We start from the raw sequence: 16,262 nt of genomic DNA, 5'->3' as shown, positions 1-16,262 counted from the left end.
GTGCTCACACAGATTGTCTGATGAAAAACAGCAGTAAAAACCTCTACAGGCTTGTAGCTCAGGTGGTTAGAGCGCACCCCTGATAAGGGTGAGGTCGGTGGTTCAAGTCCACTCAGGCCTACCAAATTTGCGAAGCAAATTTGAAGAGGTTGTAAACGATGGGGCTATAGCTCAGCTGGGAGAGCGCCTGCTTTGCACGCAGGAGGTCTGCGGTTCGATCCCGCATAGCTCCACCATCTTTACTGCAAACACAAGAAAACTTCAGAGTGAACCTGAAAAGGTGCACTGCGAAGTTTTGCTCTTTAAAAATCTGGATCAAGCTGAAAATTGAAACGACACACAGTTAATGTGTGTTCGAGTCTCTCAAATTTTCGCAATCTGAAGACATCTTCGGGTTGTGAGGTTAAGCGACTAAGCGTACACGGTGGATGCCCTGGCAGTCAGAGGCGATGAAGGACGTGCTAATCTGCGAAAAGCGTCGGTAAGGTGATATGAACCGTTATAGCCGGCGATGTCCGAATGGGGAAACCCAGTGCAATTCGTTGCACTATCGTTAACTGAATACATAGGTTAACGAGGCGAACCGGGGGAACTGAAACATCTAAGTACCCCGAGGAAAAGAAATCAACCGAGATTCCCCCAGTAGCGGCGAGCGAACGGGGAGCAGCCCAGAGTCTGAATCAGCTTGTGTGTTAGTGGAACGGTCTGGAAAGTCCGACGGTACAGGGTGATAGTCCCGTACACCAAAATGCACAGGTTGTGAACTCGAAGAGTAGGGCGGGACACGTGGTATCCTGTCTGAATATGGGGGGACCATCCTCCAAGGCTAAATACTCCTGACTGACCGATAGTGAACCAGTACCGTGAGGGAAAGGCGAAAAGAACCCCGGCGAGGGGAGTGAAAAAGAACCTGAAACCGTGTACGTACAAGCAGTGGGAGCACCTTCGGGTGTGACTGCGTACCTTTTGTATAATGGGTCAGCGACTTATATTCTGTAGCAAGGTTAACCGTATAGGGGAGCCGCAGGGAAACCGAGTCTTAACTGGGCGTTAAGTTGCAGGGTATAGACCCGAAACCCGGTGATCTAGCCATGGGCAGGTTGAAGGTTGGGTAACACTAACTGGAGGACCGAACCGACTAATGTTGAAAAATTAGCGGATGACTTGTGGCTGGGGGTGAAAGGCCAATCAAACCGGGAGATAGCTGGTTCTCCCCGAAAGCTATTTAGGTAGCGCCTCGTGAATTCATCTTCGGGGGTAGAGCACTGTTTCGGCTAGGGGGTCATCCCGACTTACCAACCCGATGCAAACTACGAATACCGAAGAATGTTATCACGGGAGACACACGGCGGGTGCTAACGTCCGTCGTGAAGAGGGAAACAACCCAGACCGCCAGCTAAGGTCCCAAAGTCATGGTTAAGTGGGAAACGATGTGGGAAGGCACAGACAGCCAGGATGTTGGCTTAGAAGCAGCCATCATTTAAAGAAAGCGTAATAGCTCACTGGTCGAGTCGGCCTGCGCGGAAGATGTAACGGGGCTAAACCATGCACCGAAGCTGCGGCAGCGACACTATGTGTTGTTGGGTAGGGGAGCGTTCTGTAAGCCTGCGAAGGTGGCCTGTGAGGGTTGCTGGAGGTATCAGAAGTGCGAATGCTGACATAAGTAACGATAAAGCGGGTGAAAAGCCCGCTCGCCGGAAGACCAAGGGTTCCTGTCCAACGTTAATCGGGGCAGGGTGAGTCGACCCCTAAGGCGAGGCCGAAAGGCGTAGTCGATGGGAAACAGGTTAATATTCCTGTACTTGGTGTTACTGCGAAGGGGGGACGGAGAAGGCTATGTTAGCCGGGCGACGGTTGTCCCGGTTTAAGCATGTAGGCGGAGGTTCCAGGTAAATCCGGTACCTTTTAACGCTGAGGTGTGATGACGAGGCACTACGGTGCTGAAGTAACAAATGCCCTGCTTCCAGGAAAAGCCTCTAAGCATCAGGTAACATTAAATCGTACCCCAAACCGACACAGGTGGTCAGGTAGAGAATACCAAGGCGCTTGAGAGAACTCGGGTGAAGGAACTAGGCAAAATGGTGCCGTAACTTCGGGAGAAGGCACGCTGGTGTGTAGGTGAAGTCCCTGCGGACGGAGCTGAGACCAGTCGAAGATACCAGCTGGCTGCAACTGTTTATTAAAAACACAGCACTGTGCAAACACGAAAGTGGACGTATACGGTGTGACGCCTGCCCGGTGCCGGAAGGTTAATTGATGGGGTTATCCGTAAGGAGAAGCTCTTGATCGAAGCCCCGGTAAACGGCGGCCGTAACTATAACGGTCCTAAGGTAGCGAAATTCCTTGTCGGGTAAGTTCCGACCTGCACGAATGGCGTAATGATGGCCAGGCTGTCTCCACCCGAGACTCAGTGAAATTGAACTCGCTGTGAAGATGCAGTGTACCCGCGGCAAGACGGAAAGACCCCGTGAACCTTTACTATAGCTTGACACTGAACATTGAGCCTTGATGTGTAGGATAGGTGGGAGGCTTTGAAGCGTGGACGCCAGTCTGCGTGGAGCCAACCTTGAAATACCACCCTTTAATGTTTGATGTTCTAACGTAGGCCCCTGACCGGGGTTGCGGACAGTGTCTGGTGGGTAGTTTGACTGGGGCGGTCTCCTCCCAAAGAGTAACGGAGGAGCACGAAGGTTAGCTAATCCTGGTCGGACATCAGGAGGTTAGTGCAATGGCATAAGCTAGCTTGACTGCGAGCGTGACGGCGCGAGCAGGTGCGAAAGCAGGTCATAGTGATCCGGTGGTTCTGAATGGAAGGGCCATCGCTCAACGGATAAAAGGTACTCCGGGGATAACAGGCTGATACCGCCCAAGAGTTCATATCGACGGCGGTGTTTGGCACCTCGATGTCGGCTCATCACATCCTGGGGCTGAAGTAGGTCCCAAGGGTATGGCTGTTCGCCATTTAAAGTGGTACGCGAGCTGGGTTTAGAACGTCGTGAGACAGTTCGGTCCCTATCTGCCGTGGGCGCTGGAGAATTGAGGGGGGCTGCTCCTAGTACGAGAGGACCGGAGTGGACGCATCACTGGTGTTCGGGTTGTCATGCCAATGGCACTGCCCGGTAGCTAAATGCGGAAGAGATAAGTGCTGAAAGCATCTAAGCACGAAACTTGCCCCGAGATGAGTTCTCCCTGAGACTATAAGTCTCCTGAAGGAACGTTGAAGACGACGACGTTGATAGGCCGGGTGTGTAAGCGCAGCGATGCGTTGAGCTAACCGGTACTAATGAACCGTGAGGCTTAACCTTACAACGCCGAAGCTGTTTTGGCGGATTTGAGACGATTTTCAGCTCTGATACAGATTACTCGATGCGTCCGTGAGACGTGTTGAAAACAGAATTTGCCTGGCGGCACTAGCGCGGTGGTCCCACCTGACCCCATGCCGAACTCAGAAGTGAAACGCCGTAGCGCCGATGGTAGTGTGGGGTCTCCCCATGTGAGAGTAGGGAACTGCCAGGCATCAAATTGCAGTAAGCCGGGGTGACAACCGGTGGTAATAAAGCGAAGAAATTCGGTGGAGCGGTAGTTCAGTCGGTTAGAATACCTGCCTGTCACGCAGGGGGTCGCGGGTTCGAGTCCCGTCCGTTCCGCCACTTATTAAAATTAAGCCTGCTATATTAGCGGGCTTAATAGCGAGAAAGATTTAGGGGCGTAGCTCAGTTGGTAGAGCACCGGTCTCCAAAACCGGGTGTCGCGAGTTCGAGTCTCTCCGCCCCTGCCATATATAATCCTTTGCTTAGGCAAAGGATTTTTTTTTGCTTGTAATTTTTCCATTCCTCTCTCTTCCTTGCTTTCTGATCACTCCATCCATGGAGTCAGATCTTTATTCCAGTATGCTGCTTTTCAGGATCTCGCGAATATGCGCTTGTTTATCACTATTTTGTAGCCAAATGGCATACAGAGGACGTGAGAGCGCTACGCTATCGGTCACCGTATGCAGACCACTTTTCTGCTGCGCCCAACTGACGGGTAACCAGGTACAGCCATTCAAGGTACTGAGTTGCTGATAGGCCAGTTCTGCGGAGCTCGTCGTTAACAGTGGCACATCATCGCTACCAATCAGCCCCACTTCGTTTTGCTGGAAATCCGGCCCCCATTCCAGACGCAGGTAGTTCAAATCATTCTTATTTTTCCCTGGGGCGGCACAATAGAGCGCCAAGGTGAAATTACCCAGCAACTGGCAGCTTAATTCATCCATCTTCGGTGATTCAGTTGTGATCAGGAGATCGAGCTGGCGTTCATGCAACTGTTTAACTAATGACTGACGTTGGGCGATCCGCGCCTCGAATTGCAGGTTATAGGGATCTTTGTAGAGAGTCCCCAGCCAGCCGTTCAGTAGACATTCCCACAGCGACGCGCTGGCCCCGATGGAGAATTCGTTATGTCGCGAAGAGTGAGCGACCTCCTTGCGCGCGGCCTGCCAGGTGTTCATCAACGTTTCGGCGTAGGGCAGTAGCTTTTCTCCGGCGGTCGTCAGACGAATGTTATTACGATGGCGGGTGAACAGGTTCACGCCAAGTTGATTCTCCAGCTGACGAATACGAAAGCTGACCGCTGACTGCGTCAGGTAAAGTGCCTCTGCTGCCCGCCCAAAGTGACGAGTTCTGCTCACTTCCAGGAAAGTCTTGAGCAATTCCGTATCCACACCGTTCTCCACAAAATTATTTGTCGTCATGATTTAAATGTTTTGTTTGACGCTCTGTCAAGCGTAACTAATACTCCGCGCCATAAATAGCTCGGCCAAAGAATCAGGAGCGTGTAGGATGGCGGAAAGCTTTACGACGACTAATCGTTTTTTCGACAATAAAAATTATCCACGCGGGTTCTCCCGTCATGGTGATTTCACCATCAAAGAGGCGCAACTGCTGGAACGTCATGGTTATGCCTTTAACGAACTGGAACTGGGTAAACGCGAACCTGTTACCGATGATGAAAAACAATTTGTCTCGGTGTGCCGTGGTGAACGTGAGCCGGTAACGGAAGCAGAACGCGTATGGATTAAGTATATGGCACGCATTAAGCGGCCGAAGCGTTTCCATACTCTTTCCGGCGGCAAACCGCAGATGGAAGGCGCTGACGATTACACCGAAAGCGATGACTAAGAAAAAAGGGCGTAAGCCCTTTTTTTACGCCATCATTTTCTGCAGATGGTTTAGCATCCGGTCTATTGCCCGATAGCTGAGCGCCTCCTGCAAATGGCGGCGTTCAATCTCTTCAGCTTCTGCCAGATCGGCAATGGTTCTTGCCACCTTTAACAGACGCTGCCAGGCCCGTATAGAAAGCCCCAGCTGCGTTAACGTCTGTTCCAGCCAAAGCGCATCCTCCTGGCGCAAGTGACAGCAGCTCTTCATTTCACGATTCTCAAGATGCGCATTCAGCTTATTTTGCCTGAGCATTTGGCGTTCACGTGCCGCCAGCACACGCTGACGGACCGTCGCACTCGATTCTTCGCCCTGCGTGCCCTGGCTCAGTATCCCCGGCGGCGGGAGCGGGATCTCTAAAGAAAGATCGAAGCGGTCGAGAAAAGGGCCGGACAGGCGCCCAAGGTAGCGCAATGTCTGCTCAGGCGACGCGCGATTATGTTTGCCCTGATAATGCCCGGTAGGGCTTGGGTTCATTGCCGCGATAAGCTGAAAACGCGCCGGATAGTCAATCTTGGCGCGCGATCGCGATATGTGGATCTTGCCTGACTCAATGGGTTCACGCAGCGCGTCCAGCACCCGTCGTTCAAACTCTGGCAGTTCATCAAGAAACAGCACGCCATTATGGGCCAGTGAAATCTCGCCGGGGACAGGTATTGAGCCTCCGCCTACCATCGCTGCCAGCGAGGCGCTATGGTGAGGGGCGCGAAACGGCCTCTGACGCCACCGGGTCTTCGCAGTCTGGAGGTTGACCAGACTTTGAATGGCCGTGCTCTCCAGCGCTTCCTGGTTGCTTAATGGCGGCAAAAGGCCGGGGAGCCGGCAGGCAAGCATTGTTTTGCCGGTACCGGGCGGGCCAATCAGCAGCAGGTTGTGGCCACCGGCCGCCACAATCTCCAGCGCTCGCTTGCCTTGTTGTTGGCCGATAACATCACGTAGATCTTCACAGCGTTCATCAACGGCGGGCACGTCGGCGAGAGGCGGCGAGAGCGATGCTTGCCCTGCGAGAAACGCGCACACCTGTTGCAGATGGTCGGCGACCAGGCAATCGCTGCCGCCGATCAGACCCACCTCAGCCGCATTGTCAGAGGAGACGACAATGCGCCGGCCGGCTTTGATGGCTTCCATTGCGCTGGGGATCGCCCCTGGAACGCCGCGTAAGCCGCCTGTAAGGGCGAGTTCGCCCACAAACTCATATTGATTCAATCGGGTAGTGTTGAGCTGCTCTGAGGCGACGAGAAGCGCGAGAGCGATGGGAAGGTCATATCGCCCGCCCTCTTTGGGCAGATCCGCGGGTGCCAGGTTAATGGTTATTTTCTTCGCAGGGAAAGCGTAGCCGCTGTTGATCAAGGCGCTGCGTACCCGGTCGCGGGCCTCTTTCACGGTGGTCTCCGGTAGCCCGACCATGGTCAAGCCAGGCAGACCGCTGCTGAGATGAACCTCGATAGTAATCAATGGCGCTTCGATACCGAGCGCCGCGCGTGTGTAAACGATGGCGAGCGACATAAAACCTCCTGGACAGAGAAGGATTATGACGAGCCTGCCGTGAAACGGCAGCGGCAATAACACGAAGTTAGAAGCATAAATCCATTATTTTCACGCCATCTCGTTACATTTAGCCGAAAATGGAAGCGTGATCGAAAAACGTGGTGCATCCGAAACAGAGATGGGCGCTGAGCGTACAGCGTGAAAGAAAACTGAATTTTTTTCATTTCTGATTTTCTTCATATAAAACAATTATTTTTCCTGAAACTGTTAGGCTGCTCAGAAACCAGGATATAAAAAAATCTTGTGTTTTATGTGATGTCTGTGGTACCTCTTTAGGTATTCCTTCGAACAAGAAGCCAGAAAGTACAGAAAATGACAGCCCTTCTACGAGTGATTAGCCTGGTCGTGATTAGCGTGGTGGTGATTATTATCCCACCGTGCGGGGCTGCACTTGGACGAGGAAAGGCTTAAGAATCAAGCCTTAACGAACTAAGACCCCCGCACCGAAAGGTCCGGGGGTTTTTTTATAACTGAAATAACCTAAGCGAGGAGCAGATGATGACTTTTAGCATAAAATTCTGTTTCTCCCGATTTATGACGGGGAACTAACTATGAATGGCGCGCAGTGGGTGGTACATGCTTTGCGGACACAGGGAGTCGACACAGTTTTTGGCTATCCGGGTGGCGCAATTATGCCGGTTTACGATGCACTGTATGACGGCGGCGTGGAGCACCTGCTGTGTCGGCATGAGCAAGGGGCAGCCATGGCGGCTATTGGCTATGCGCGAGCAACCGGGAAAACCGGGGTGTGCATAGCGACGTCCGGCCCGGGCGCGACCAACCTGATCACTGGCCTGGCGGACGCCCTGCTTGATTCCATTCCCATTGTCGCTATCACCGGCCAGGTGGCCGCTCCCTTCATCGGCACGGATGCGTTCCAGGAAGTAGACGTTCTTGGTTTGTCACTGGCCTGTACTAAGCACAGTTTCCTCGTGCAGTCTCTGGATGAGCTGCCGCGGGTTATCGCTGAAGCTTTCCAGGTGGCAAACTCAGGCCGTCCGGGCCCGGTGCTGGTTGATATCCCTAAGGATATTCAGATGGCCCAGGGCGAGCTTGATCCTCATTTCTCTACCGTCGACGATGAGATGGCGTTCCCGCAGGCGGAGGTTGCTCAGGCTCTGCAGATGCTGGCTCAGTCACAGAAGCCGATGCTGTATGTTGGCGGCGGGGTAGGTATGGCGCAGGCGGTACCGGCTTTGCGTGAATTCCTGGCGGTAACCCGAATGCCGGCAACCTGCACGCTGAAAGGGCTGGGCGTGGTGGCCGCAGATTATCCGTATTATCTCGGTATGCTGGGCATGCACGGCACTAAGGCGGCCAACCTGGCGGTACAGGAGTGCGATCTGCTGATCGCTGTCGGCGCGCGCTTTGACGATCGTGTGACCGGTAAGCTCAATACCTTCGCTCCGCATGCCAAAGTGATCCACATGGACATCGATCCGGCGGAGCTGAACAAGCTGCGTCAGGCGCACATCGGTCTGACCGGCGATCTGAACCGCTTGCTGCCGGCGCTGCAGCAGCCGTTAGCTATCGATGCCTGGCGCGAGCATAATGCCGCACTGCGCACCGAGCACGCCTGGCGTTACGATCATCCCGGCGAGGCGATCTACGCGCCGCTGCTGCTGAAGCAGCTTTCCGACCGTAAGCCGGCGGATAGCGTCGTGACAACCGACGTTGGCCAGCACCAGATGTGGTCGGCTCAACATATGACCTATACCCGCCCGGAAAACTTTATCACCTCCAGCGGCTTAGGCACGATGGGCTTTGGCCTGCCAGCCGCCGTTGGTGCCCAGGTGGCGCGCCCGGACGATATGGTGATCTGTATCTCCGGTGACGGTTCCTTCATGATGAACGTGCAGGAGCTGGGCACCGTCAAGCGCAAACAATTACCGTTAAAGATCGTGTTACTCGACAACCAGCGGTTAGGGATGGTTCGACAATGGCAGCAGCTGTTTTTCCAGGAACGTTATAGCGAAACCACTCTGACTGATAACCCTGATTTCCTCACGCTGGCCAGCGCCTTCGGTATTCCTGGCCAACACATCACCCGTAAAGACCAGGTTGAAGCGGCACTCGACACCATGCTTTCGAGCCAGGGGCCATACCTGCTTCATGTCTCAATCGACGAACTTGAGAATGTCTGGCCGTTGGTGCCGCCCGGCGCCAGTAATGCAGAAATGCTGGAGAAATTATCATGAAGCAACATCAGGTCGCTTTGCAGGCGCGTTTCAATCCGGAAACCTTAGAGCGCGTGCTGCGCGTGGTCCGCCACCGTGGTTTTCAAATCTGCGCAATGAATATGGAAACCGCGTCGGATGCGCAAAATATAAATATCGAATTGACCGTTGCCAGCCCGCGGCCCGTCGAATTACTGTTTAGTCAATTAAGTAAACTGGTCGACGTCGCCTGCGTCGAGATCCAGCAACCCACATCACAACAAATCCGCGCCTGAGCGCAGAGGAATAAAAAAAATGACGACGAAGAAAGCTGATTACATTTGGTTCAATGGCGAGATGACCCCATGGGGCGAGGCGAAAGTGCACGTCATGTCCCATGCATTGCACTACGGGACTTCGGTATTCGAAGGCATCCGCTGCTACGACTCGCACAAGGGCCCGGTGGTGTTCCGTCATCGCGAACATATGCAGCGTCTGCATGACTCAGCCAAAATTTATCGTTTCCCGGTCTCGCAGAGCGTTGATGAGCTGATGGAAGCCTGCCGCGAAGTTATCCGTACCAATAAACTGACCAGCGCTTATATTCGTCCGCTGGTGTTTGTTGGCGATGTTGGCATGGGCGTTAACCCGCCGGACGGTTACAAAACCGACGTTATCATCGCGGCGTTCCCGTGGGGCGCCTACCTCGGCGCAGAAGCGCTGGAGCAGGGGATCGATGCGATGGTTTCTTCCTGGAACCGCGCGGCGCCGAACACCATCCCAACCGCGGCGAAAGCGGGCGGCAACTATCTCTCCTCTCTGCTGGTCGGCAGCGAAGCGCGTCGTCACGGTTATCAGGAAGGTATCGCGCTGGATGTTAACGGTTATATCTCCGAAGGTGCAGGCGAAAACCTGTTTGAGGTAAAAGATGGCGTGCTGTTTACTCCGCCGTTCACCTCTTCCGCGCTGCCGGGCATTACCCGCGACGCGATCATCAAACTGGCGAAAGATCTTGGCATCGAAGTGCGCGAGCAGGTGCTGTCCCGTGAATCGCTGTACCTCGCGGATGAAGTGTTCATGTCCGGCACCGCGGCGGAAATCACCCCGGTACGCAGCGTTGACGGCATCCAGGTCGGCGCAGGTCGCCGCGGGCCGGTGACCAAACGCATTCAGGAAGCCTTCTTTGGCCTCTTCACCGGTGAAACAGAAGATAAATGGGGCTGGTTGGATCCGGTAAGTAAGTAATTAAAAATGGGACGGCACGCACCGTCCCATTTAATAAACAGAGATGGGAGTAAAAAGAGCATGCCTAAGTACCGTTCCGCCACCACCACACATGGCCGCAACATGGCGGGCGCCCGCGCGTTGTGGCGCGCAACCGGAATGACCGATGCCGATTTCGGCAAACCGATTATCGCCGTCGTCAACTCCTTTACCCAGTTTGTCCCCGGGCACGTGCACCTGCGCGATCTCGGTAAACTGGTTGCCGAGCAGATTGAAGCGGCAGGCGGTGTCGCCAAAGAATTTAACACCATCGCGGTGGATGATGGGATCGCCATGGGCCACGGGGGTATGCTCTATTCACTGCCATCCCGCGAGCTGATCGCCGACTCGGTCGAGTACATGGTTAACGCCCACTGTGCTGATGCCATGGTCTGTATCTCCAACTGCGACAAAATCACTCCGGGGATGCTGATGGCCTCTCTGCGCCTGAACATTCCGGTGATCTTTGTTTCCGGCGGCCCAATGGAAGCCGGGAAGACCAAGCTGTCTGATAAAATCATCAAGCTCGACCTGGTGGATGCGATGATCCAGGGGGCGGATCCGAAAGTGTCCGACGAACAGAGTAACCAGGTGGAACGTTCCGCTTGTCCGACCTGTGGTTCCTGTTCCGGGATGTTCACCGCGAACTCCATGAACTGCCTGACCGAAGCGCTGGGCCTGTCACAGCCGGGTAACGGCTCGCTGCTGGCGACCCACGCCGATCGTAAGGAGCTGTTCCTGAACGCCGGTAAACGTATCGTGGAGCTGACCAAACGCTACTACGAGCAGGACGACGCTTCCGCGCTGCCGCGCAATATCGCCAGCAAGGCGGCATTTGAAAACGCCATGACCCTCGATATCGCGATGGGCGGTTCAACCAATACCGTACTGCACCTGCTGGCGGCGGCGCAGGAAGCCGAAATCGACTTCACCATGAGCGATATCGACAAACTGTCCCGCAAGGTCCCGCAGCTGTGTAAAGTGGCGCCGAGTACGCAGAAATACCATATGGAAGACGTGCACCGGGCTGGTGGCGTTCTGGGCATTCTGGGCGAGCTGGACCGCGCTGGTTTACTCAACCGCGATGTGAAAAACGTCCTTGGCCTGACGCTGCCGCAGACCCTGGAACAGTACGATGTGATGGTGACCCAGGACGACGCGGTGAAAAAAATGTTCCGCGCCGGCCCGGCCGGGATCCGTACCACCCAGGCATTCTCGCAGGATTGCCGCTGGGATACGCTGGATGACGATCGCGCCGAGGGATGTATCCGTTCTCTGGAACATGCCTACAGTAAAGACGGTGGCCTGGCGGTCCTGTACGGTAACTTTGCTGAAAACGGCTGTATTGTCAAAACCGCCGGTGTGGACGATAGCATCCTGAAATTTACCGGCCCGGCGAAAGTTTATGAAAGCCAGGACGAAGCGGTTGATGCCATCCTCGGCGGCAAAGTCGTGGAAGGCGACGTCGTGGTTATTCGCTATGAAGGGCCGAAAGGCGGGCCGGGGATGCAGGAAATGCTCTATCCGACCACCTTCCTGAAGTCCATGGGTCTTGGCAAAGCGTGCGCGCTGATCACCGATGGCCGTTTCTCCGGCGGCACCTCCGGGCTTTCCATCGGCCACGTATCGCCGGAGGCGGCGAGCGGCGGCAACATCGCGATCATCGAAGATGGCGACATGATTGCTATCGATATTCCGAACCGCGGTATTCAGCTGCAGCTCAGCGATGCCGAAATCGCCGCCCGTCGCGAAGCACAGGAAGCGCGTGGCGATAAGGCGTGGACGCCGAAAGACCGCGAGCGCCAGGTCTCCTTTGCACTGCGCGCTTATGCCAGCCTCGCGACCAGCGCCGACAAGGGCGCGGTGCGCGATAAATCAAAACTGGGTGGCTAATTATGGCGGACTCACAACCCCTGTCCGGTGCCCCTGAGGGCGCCGAATACCTGAGAGCAGTGCTGCGCGCGCCAGTTTATGAAGCGGTGCAGAAAACGCCGCTGCAAAAAATGGAGAAGCTCTCTTCGCGGCTGGATAACGTTATTCTGGTCAAACGCGAAGATCGCCAGCCGGTACACAGCTTTAAGCTGCGCGGCGCCTACGCGATGATGTCCAGCCTGACGGCGGAACAGAAATCGAATGGGGTGATCACGGCGTCGGCAGGCAACCATGCGCAGGGAGTGGCTTTCTCAGCCTCCCGGCTTGGGGTTAAGGCGCTGATCGTGATGCCGGTAGCGACCGCCGATATCAAAGTCGATGCCGTTCGCGGTTTTGGCGGCGAAGTGCTGCTGCATGGCGCCAACTTTGACGAAGCGAAAGCTCGGGCGATTGAACTGGCGCAGCAGCAGGGGTTTACCTGGGTGCCGCCATTCGATCACCCGATGGTGATCGCGGGTCAGGGAACCTTGGCGCTGGAGCTGCTGCAGCAGGATGCCCACATCGACCGTGTATTCGTCCCGGTGGGCGGTGGCGGTCTGGCGGCGGGCGTGGCGGTGCTGATCAAGCAGCTGATGCCGCAGATTAAAGTGATAGCGGTAGAAGCGGAAGATTCGGCGTGTCTGAAAGCGGCGCTGGATGCCGGCCATCCGGTGGATCTGCCGCGCGTCGGTTTGTTTGCTGAAGGCGTGGCGGTGAAGCGCATTGGCGATGAAACCTTCCGTTTGTGCCAGGAGTATCTGGACGACATCATCACTGTCGACAGCGACGCTATTTGCGCGGCGATGAAAGATCTGTTCGAAGATGTGCGGGCGGTGGCGGAGCCTTCCGGCGCGCTGGCGTTGGCGGGGATGAAGAAATATGTCGCCCAGCACAATATTCGCGGCGAGCGACTGGCTCATATTCTGTCCGGGGCCAACGTTAACTTCCACGGCCTGCGCTACGTGTCTGAGCGCTGCGAGCTCGGGGAACAGCGCGAAGCGCTGCTGGCGGTGACGATCCCGGAAGAGAAGGGCAGCTTTCTGAAGTTTTGCCAGCTGCTGGGCGGGCGCTCGGTGACGGAGTTCAACTACCGCTTTGCTGATGCTAAAGACGCCTGCATTTTTGTCGGGGTACGCCTGAGTCGCGGGCTGGAGGAGCGGAAAGAGATCCTCCAGTTACTGAACGATGGCGGCTACAGCGTCGTTGACCTTTCCGATGACGAAATGGCCAAGCTCCATGTGCGCTATATGGTCGGCGGTCGGCCGTCCAAAGCGCTGCAGGAGCGGCTGTTCAGCTTCGAGTTCCCTGAATCGCCGGGGGCGCTGCTGAAGTTCCTGCACACCCTTGGCACCCACTGGAATATTTCGCTGTTCCACTACCGTAGCCATGGCACCGACTATGGTCGGGTGTTAGCGGCCTTTGAGCTGGGCGAGCACGAGCCGGACTTTGAAACCCGCCTTAATGAACTGGGCTATGAGTGCCACGACGAAACCCATAACCCGGCGTTCCGCTTTTTCCTCGCGGGCTAGTGGTTAGGCAGGATTTTCCAGAAAGCATCAATAAGCGGCTCATGCAGCCGCTTTTTTTGTGCGCAAACGCCCAGCTCAAACGGGGTTTGCTCATCACTGCGCTCCAGAATCATCACCCGGTTGCGTACCGGTTCCGGGCTGTTTTCCAGTACCACCTCCGGTAGCAGCGCCACGCCGCAGCCGAGGGCGACCATCGACACCATCGCTTCGTGTCCCCCGACGGTGGCATAGATCGACGGGTTGCTGATTTTATGGCGTCGAAACCACAGCTCGATGCGCCGACGTACCGGCCCCTGGTCAGCCATGATAAACGGCACTGTCGACCAGTCCGGACGCTCGACGGTCACCTGGTTACGCACCGGGCAGGGAAGCGCCGGGGCAATTAACACCACGGCGAGGTTCTCCAGCATCGAAAACGCCACCGATCCCGGCAGGGTCTCTGGTTTACCGGCAATCGCCAGGTCGGCTTCGCCGGTGACGACCTTCTCCATGGCGTCAGCGGCATCGCCGGTCGATAATTTTATCTCAACCGAAGGATGCGCGGCGCGGAAGCGGTCGAGGATCGGCGGCAGATGGCTATAAGCGGCGGTGACAGAGCAGAAGATATGCAGCTCGCCGGAGAGCGACGGTCCCTGCTGATCGATGGCGTGGCGAAGCTGCTGATACTGCAGTAAGGTCTGCTGGGCAAAGGTGCGTAACTCTTCCCCGGCTTCGGTGAGCGTCACCGTGCGATTATCACGCACGAACAGCGGCTGGCCGAGGTCCTCTTCCAGGCGTTGGATCTGCCGCGAAAGGGTCGAAGGACTGACGTGCATGGCCCGCGCGCTGCGGCCAAAATGGCGGCTTTCCGCCAGATGCAGAAAGGTTTTCAGATCGCGTAAATCCACGGCGCGTACTCCCCGATTTTGTATTTCATAAATTGCAACGTGACGTTGTGAATATATCAATTTCCGCAATAAAATTCCTGTCATATAGTAAGTTCATTCTCGCAAAAGCGAACCGAACAATAAGCACGACAACACAACATCACGAGGTATCACCATGGCTAACTACTTCAACACACTGAATCTGCGCCAGCAGCTGGCACAGCTGGGCAAATGCCGCTTTATGGGGCGCGATGAATTTGCCGATGGCGCAAGCTATCTTCAGGGTAAAAAAGTAGTCATCGTCGGCTGTGGCGCGCAGGGCCTGAACCAGGGTCTGAACATGCGTGATTCCGGCCTGGATATCTCCTATGCGTTGCGTAAAGAAGCGATTGCCGAGAAGCGCGCTTCCTGGCGTAAAGCGACCGAAAACGGCTTCAAAGTCGGTACCTATGAAGAGCTGATCCCGCAGGCCGACCTGGTGGTTAACCTGACGCCGGACAAACAGCACTCTGACGTTGTGCGTTCCGTACAGCCGCTGATGAAAGACGGCGCGGCGCTGGGTTACTCCCACGGCTTCAACATCGTTGAAGTGGGCGAGCAGATCCGCAAAGACATCACCGTGGTGATGGTGGCGCCGAAGTGCCCGGGTACCGAAGTTCGTGAAGAGTACAAACGCGGTTTCGGCGTGCCGACGCTTATCGCCGTCCACCCGGAAAACGATCCGAAAGGCGAAGGCATGGCCATTGCCAAAGCCTGGGCTGCGGCGACCGGCGGCCATCGTGCGGGCGTTCTGGAATCCTCCTTCGTGGCGGAAGTGAAATCTGACCTGATGGGCGAGCAGACCATCCTCTGCGGCATGCTGCAGGCGGGTTCTCTGCTGTGCTTCGACAAGCTGGTGGCGGAAGGTACCGATCCGGCGTATGCGGAAAAACTGATTCAGTTCGGCTGGGAAACCATCACCGAAGCGCTGAAGCAGGGCGGTATTACCCTGATGATGGATCGCCTCTCTAACCCGGCGAAACTGCGCGCTTATGCGCTGTCCGAGCAGCTGAAAGAGATCATGGCGCCGCTGTTCCAGAAACACATGGACGACATCATCTCCGGCGAATTCTCCTCCGGTATGATGGCAGACTGGGCGAACGATGATAAGAAACTGCTGACCTGGCGTGAAGAGACCGGCAAAACCGCGTTCGAAACCGCCCCGCAGTATGAAGGCAAAATCGGCGAGCAGGAGTACTTCGATAAAGGCGTGCTGATGATCGCGATGGTGAAAGCGGGCGTTGAGCTGGCCTTCGAAACCATGGTTGATTCCGGTATCATCGAAGAGTCCGCTTACTATGAATCACTGCACGAGCTGCCGCTGATCGCGAACACTATCGCCCGTAAGCGTCTGTATGAAATGAACGTGGTTATCTCTGATACCGCAGAGTACGGTAACTATCTGTTCTCTTACGCTTGCGTACCGCTGCTGAAAGAGTTCATGACTACCCTGCAGACCGGCGACCTGGGCAAAGCGATTGCTGAAGGCGCGGTAGATAACGCTCAGCTGCGCGATGTGAACGAAGCAATTCGCAGCCACGCTATCGAGCAGGTAGGTAAGAAACTGCGCGGTTATATGACTGATATGAAACGTATCGCGGTAGCCGGCTAATTCCTCGTCGTCTTTCGACTTGCCGATGCGTTGGCTACGGTACGTACACCCCAGTCACATAGTAATCTATGTTCCTGGGGATGTACTTCCTTGCCGCCTTCCGGCAAGCCGAAATCCATAGAGGAATGGATTTGTTTAGT

The 16,262-nt window shown here is 55.6% G+C and carries 12 protein-coding genes, 4 tRNA genes and 2 rRNA genes; 15 read left to right on the top strand and 3 right to left on the bottom strand.

The window, feature by feature from the left end; translation table 11 throughout:
- The first annotated feature begins 47 nt into the window (after positions 1-47).
- The 6 genes from AC3EMD_RS26725 (at position 48) to AC3EMD_RS26700 (ending at position 3,778) form a co-directional block, all read left to right on the top strand.
- Positions 48-124, top strand: a tRNA-Ile gene (locus AC3EMD_RS26725).
- A 36-nt stretch (positions 125-160) separates the two neighbouring features.
- Positions 161-236: transfer RNA gene (locus AC3EMD_RS26720), tRNA-Ala, on the top strand.
- Between the two features lie 165 nt (positions 237-401).
- Positions 402-3,305 (top strand): 23S ribosomal RNA (locus AC3EMD_RS26715).
- Positions 3,306-3,400: 95 nt separating this feature from the next.
- Positions 3,401-3,516: ribosomal RNA gene (gene rrf, locus AC3EMD_RS26710) — 5S ribosomal RNA — on the top strand.
- Between the two features lie 57 nt (positions 3,517-3,573).
- Positions 3,574-3,650, top strand: a tRNA-Asp gene (locus AC3EMD_RS26705).
- A gap of 52 nt (positions 3,651-3,702) precedes the next feature.
- Positions 3,703-3,778, top strand: a tRNA-Trp gene (locus AC3EMD_RS26700).
- Between the two features lie 102 nt (positions 3,779-3,880).
- Here the strand turns inward: AC3EMD_RS26700 and hdfR are convergent.
- Entirely contained in the window at positions 3,881-4,702 is an 822-nt protein-coding gene (gene hdfR, locus AC3EMD_RS26695; protein ID WP_064180844.1) for an HTH-type transcriptional regulator HdfR, read from the bottom strand.
- Between the two features lie 118 nt (positions 4,703-4,820).
- Here hdfR and AC3EMD_RS26690 point away from each other — a divergent pair, with 118 nt between their 5' ends.
- The gene (locus AC3EMD_RS26690; protein WP_004886877.1) at positions 4,821-5,159 is read left to right on the top strand and encodes a MaoP family protein; all 339 of its coding nucleotides are present in this window, start codon (positions 4,821-4,823) and stop codon (positions 5,157-5,159) included.
- A gap of 24 nt (positions 5,160-5,183) precedes the next feature.
- On the opposite strand, the gene AC3EMD_RS26685 is transcribed toward AC3EMD_RS26690, so the two are convergent.
- Complete coding sequence (locus AC3EMD_RS26685; RefSeq protein ID WP_012969207.1) at positions 5,184-6,704, bottom strand: YifB family Mg chelatase-like AAA ATPase; 1,521 nt, start codon at positions 6,702-6,704, stop codon at positions 5,184-5,186.
- Positions 6,705-7,058: 354 nt separating this feature from the next.
- Between AC3EMD_RS26685 and ilvL the strand changes: the two genes are divergently transcribed.
- The 7 genes from ilvL (at position 7,059) to ilvA (ending at position 13,605) form a co-directional block, all read left to right on the top strand.
- Complete coding sequence (ilvL, locus tag AC3EMD_RS26680; protein WP_001311244.1) at positions 7,059-7,157, top strand: ilv operon leader peptide; 99 nt, start codon at positions 7,059-7,061, stop codon at positions 7,155-7,157.
- Positions 7,158-7,241: 84 nt separating this feature from the next.
- Complete coding sequence (gene ilvX, locus AC3EMD_RS26675; protein ID WP_201281575.1) at positions 7,242-7,295, top strand: peptide IlvX; 54 nt, start codon at positions 7,242-7,244, stop codon at positions 7,293-7,295.
- A gap of 2 nt (positions 7,296-7,297) precedes the next feature.
- Positions 7,298-8,944: an acetolactate synthase 2 catalytic subunit gene (gene ilvG, locus AC3EMD_RS26670; protein ID WP_302073858.1), complete on the top strand. Its 1,647-nt coding sequence runs from the start codon at positions 7,298-7,300 to the stop codon at positions 8,942-8,944.
- The gene (gene ilvM / locus AC3EMD_RS26665) at positions 8,941-9,198 is read left to right on the top strand and encodes an acetolactate synthase 2 small subunit (protein WP_008807981.1); all 258 of its coding nucleotides are present in this window, start codon (positions 8,941-8,943) and stop codon (positions 9,196-9,198) included. Before ilvG ends, ilvM begins: the two co-directional genes overlap by 4 nt.
- Positions 9,199-9,217: 19 nt before the next feature.
- On the top strand, positions 9,218-10,147 hold the full coding sequence (locus tag AC3EMD_RS26660) for a branched-chain amino acid transaminase (RefSeq protein WP_008807980.1): 930 nt from the start codon (positions 9,218-9,220) through the stop codon (positions 10,145-10,147).
- A gap of 60 nt (positions 10,148-10,207) precedes the next feature.
- Positions 10,208-12,058 (top strand): dihydroxy-acid dehydratase, encoded by a 1,851-nt coding sequence (gene ilvD / locus AC3EMD_RS26655; RefSeq protein ID WP_008807979.1) that lies wholly within the window; start codon positions 10,208-10,210, stop codon positions 12,056-12,058.
- Positions 12,059-12,060: 2 nt separating this feature from the next.
- The gene (gene ilvA / locus AC3EMD_RS26650) at positions 12,061-13,605 is read left to right on the top strand and encodes a threonine ammonia-lyase, biosynthetic (RefSeq protein WP_008807978.1); all 1,545 of its coding nucleotides are present in this window, start codon (positions 12,061-12,063) and stop codon (positions 13,603-13,605) included.
- Here ilvA and ilvY read toward each other — a convergent pair.
- The gene (gene ilvY / locus AC3EMD_RS26645; RefSeq protein ID WP_012543253.1) at positions 13,602-14,492 is read right to left on the bottom strand and encodes an HTH-type transcriptional activator IlvY; all 891 of its coding nucleotides are present in this window, start codon (positions 14,490-14,492) and stop codon (positions 13,602-13,604) included. The genes ilvA and ilvY overlap by 4 nt on opposite strands.
- A gap of 154 nt (positions 14,493-14,646) precedes the next feature.
- On the opposite strand from ilvY, the gene ilvC reads away from it, so the two are divergent.
- Positions 14,647-16,122 (top strand): ketol-acid reductoisomerase, encoded by a 1,476-nt coding sequence (ilvC, locus tag AC3EMD_RS26640; protein ID WP_008807976.1) that lies wholly within the window; start codon positions 14,647-14,649, stop codon positions 16,120-16,122.
- Positions 16,123-16,262: the final 140 nt, after the last annotated feature.

The sequence above is a fragment of the Klebsiella sp. PK18 genome (genome assembly GCF_057784655.1).
Note: the sequence above shows the minus strand (reverse complement) of the source record. Positions and strands in the feature narration are given on the sequence as shown.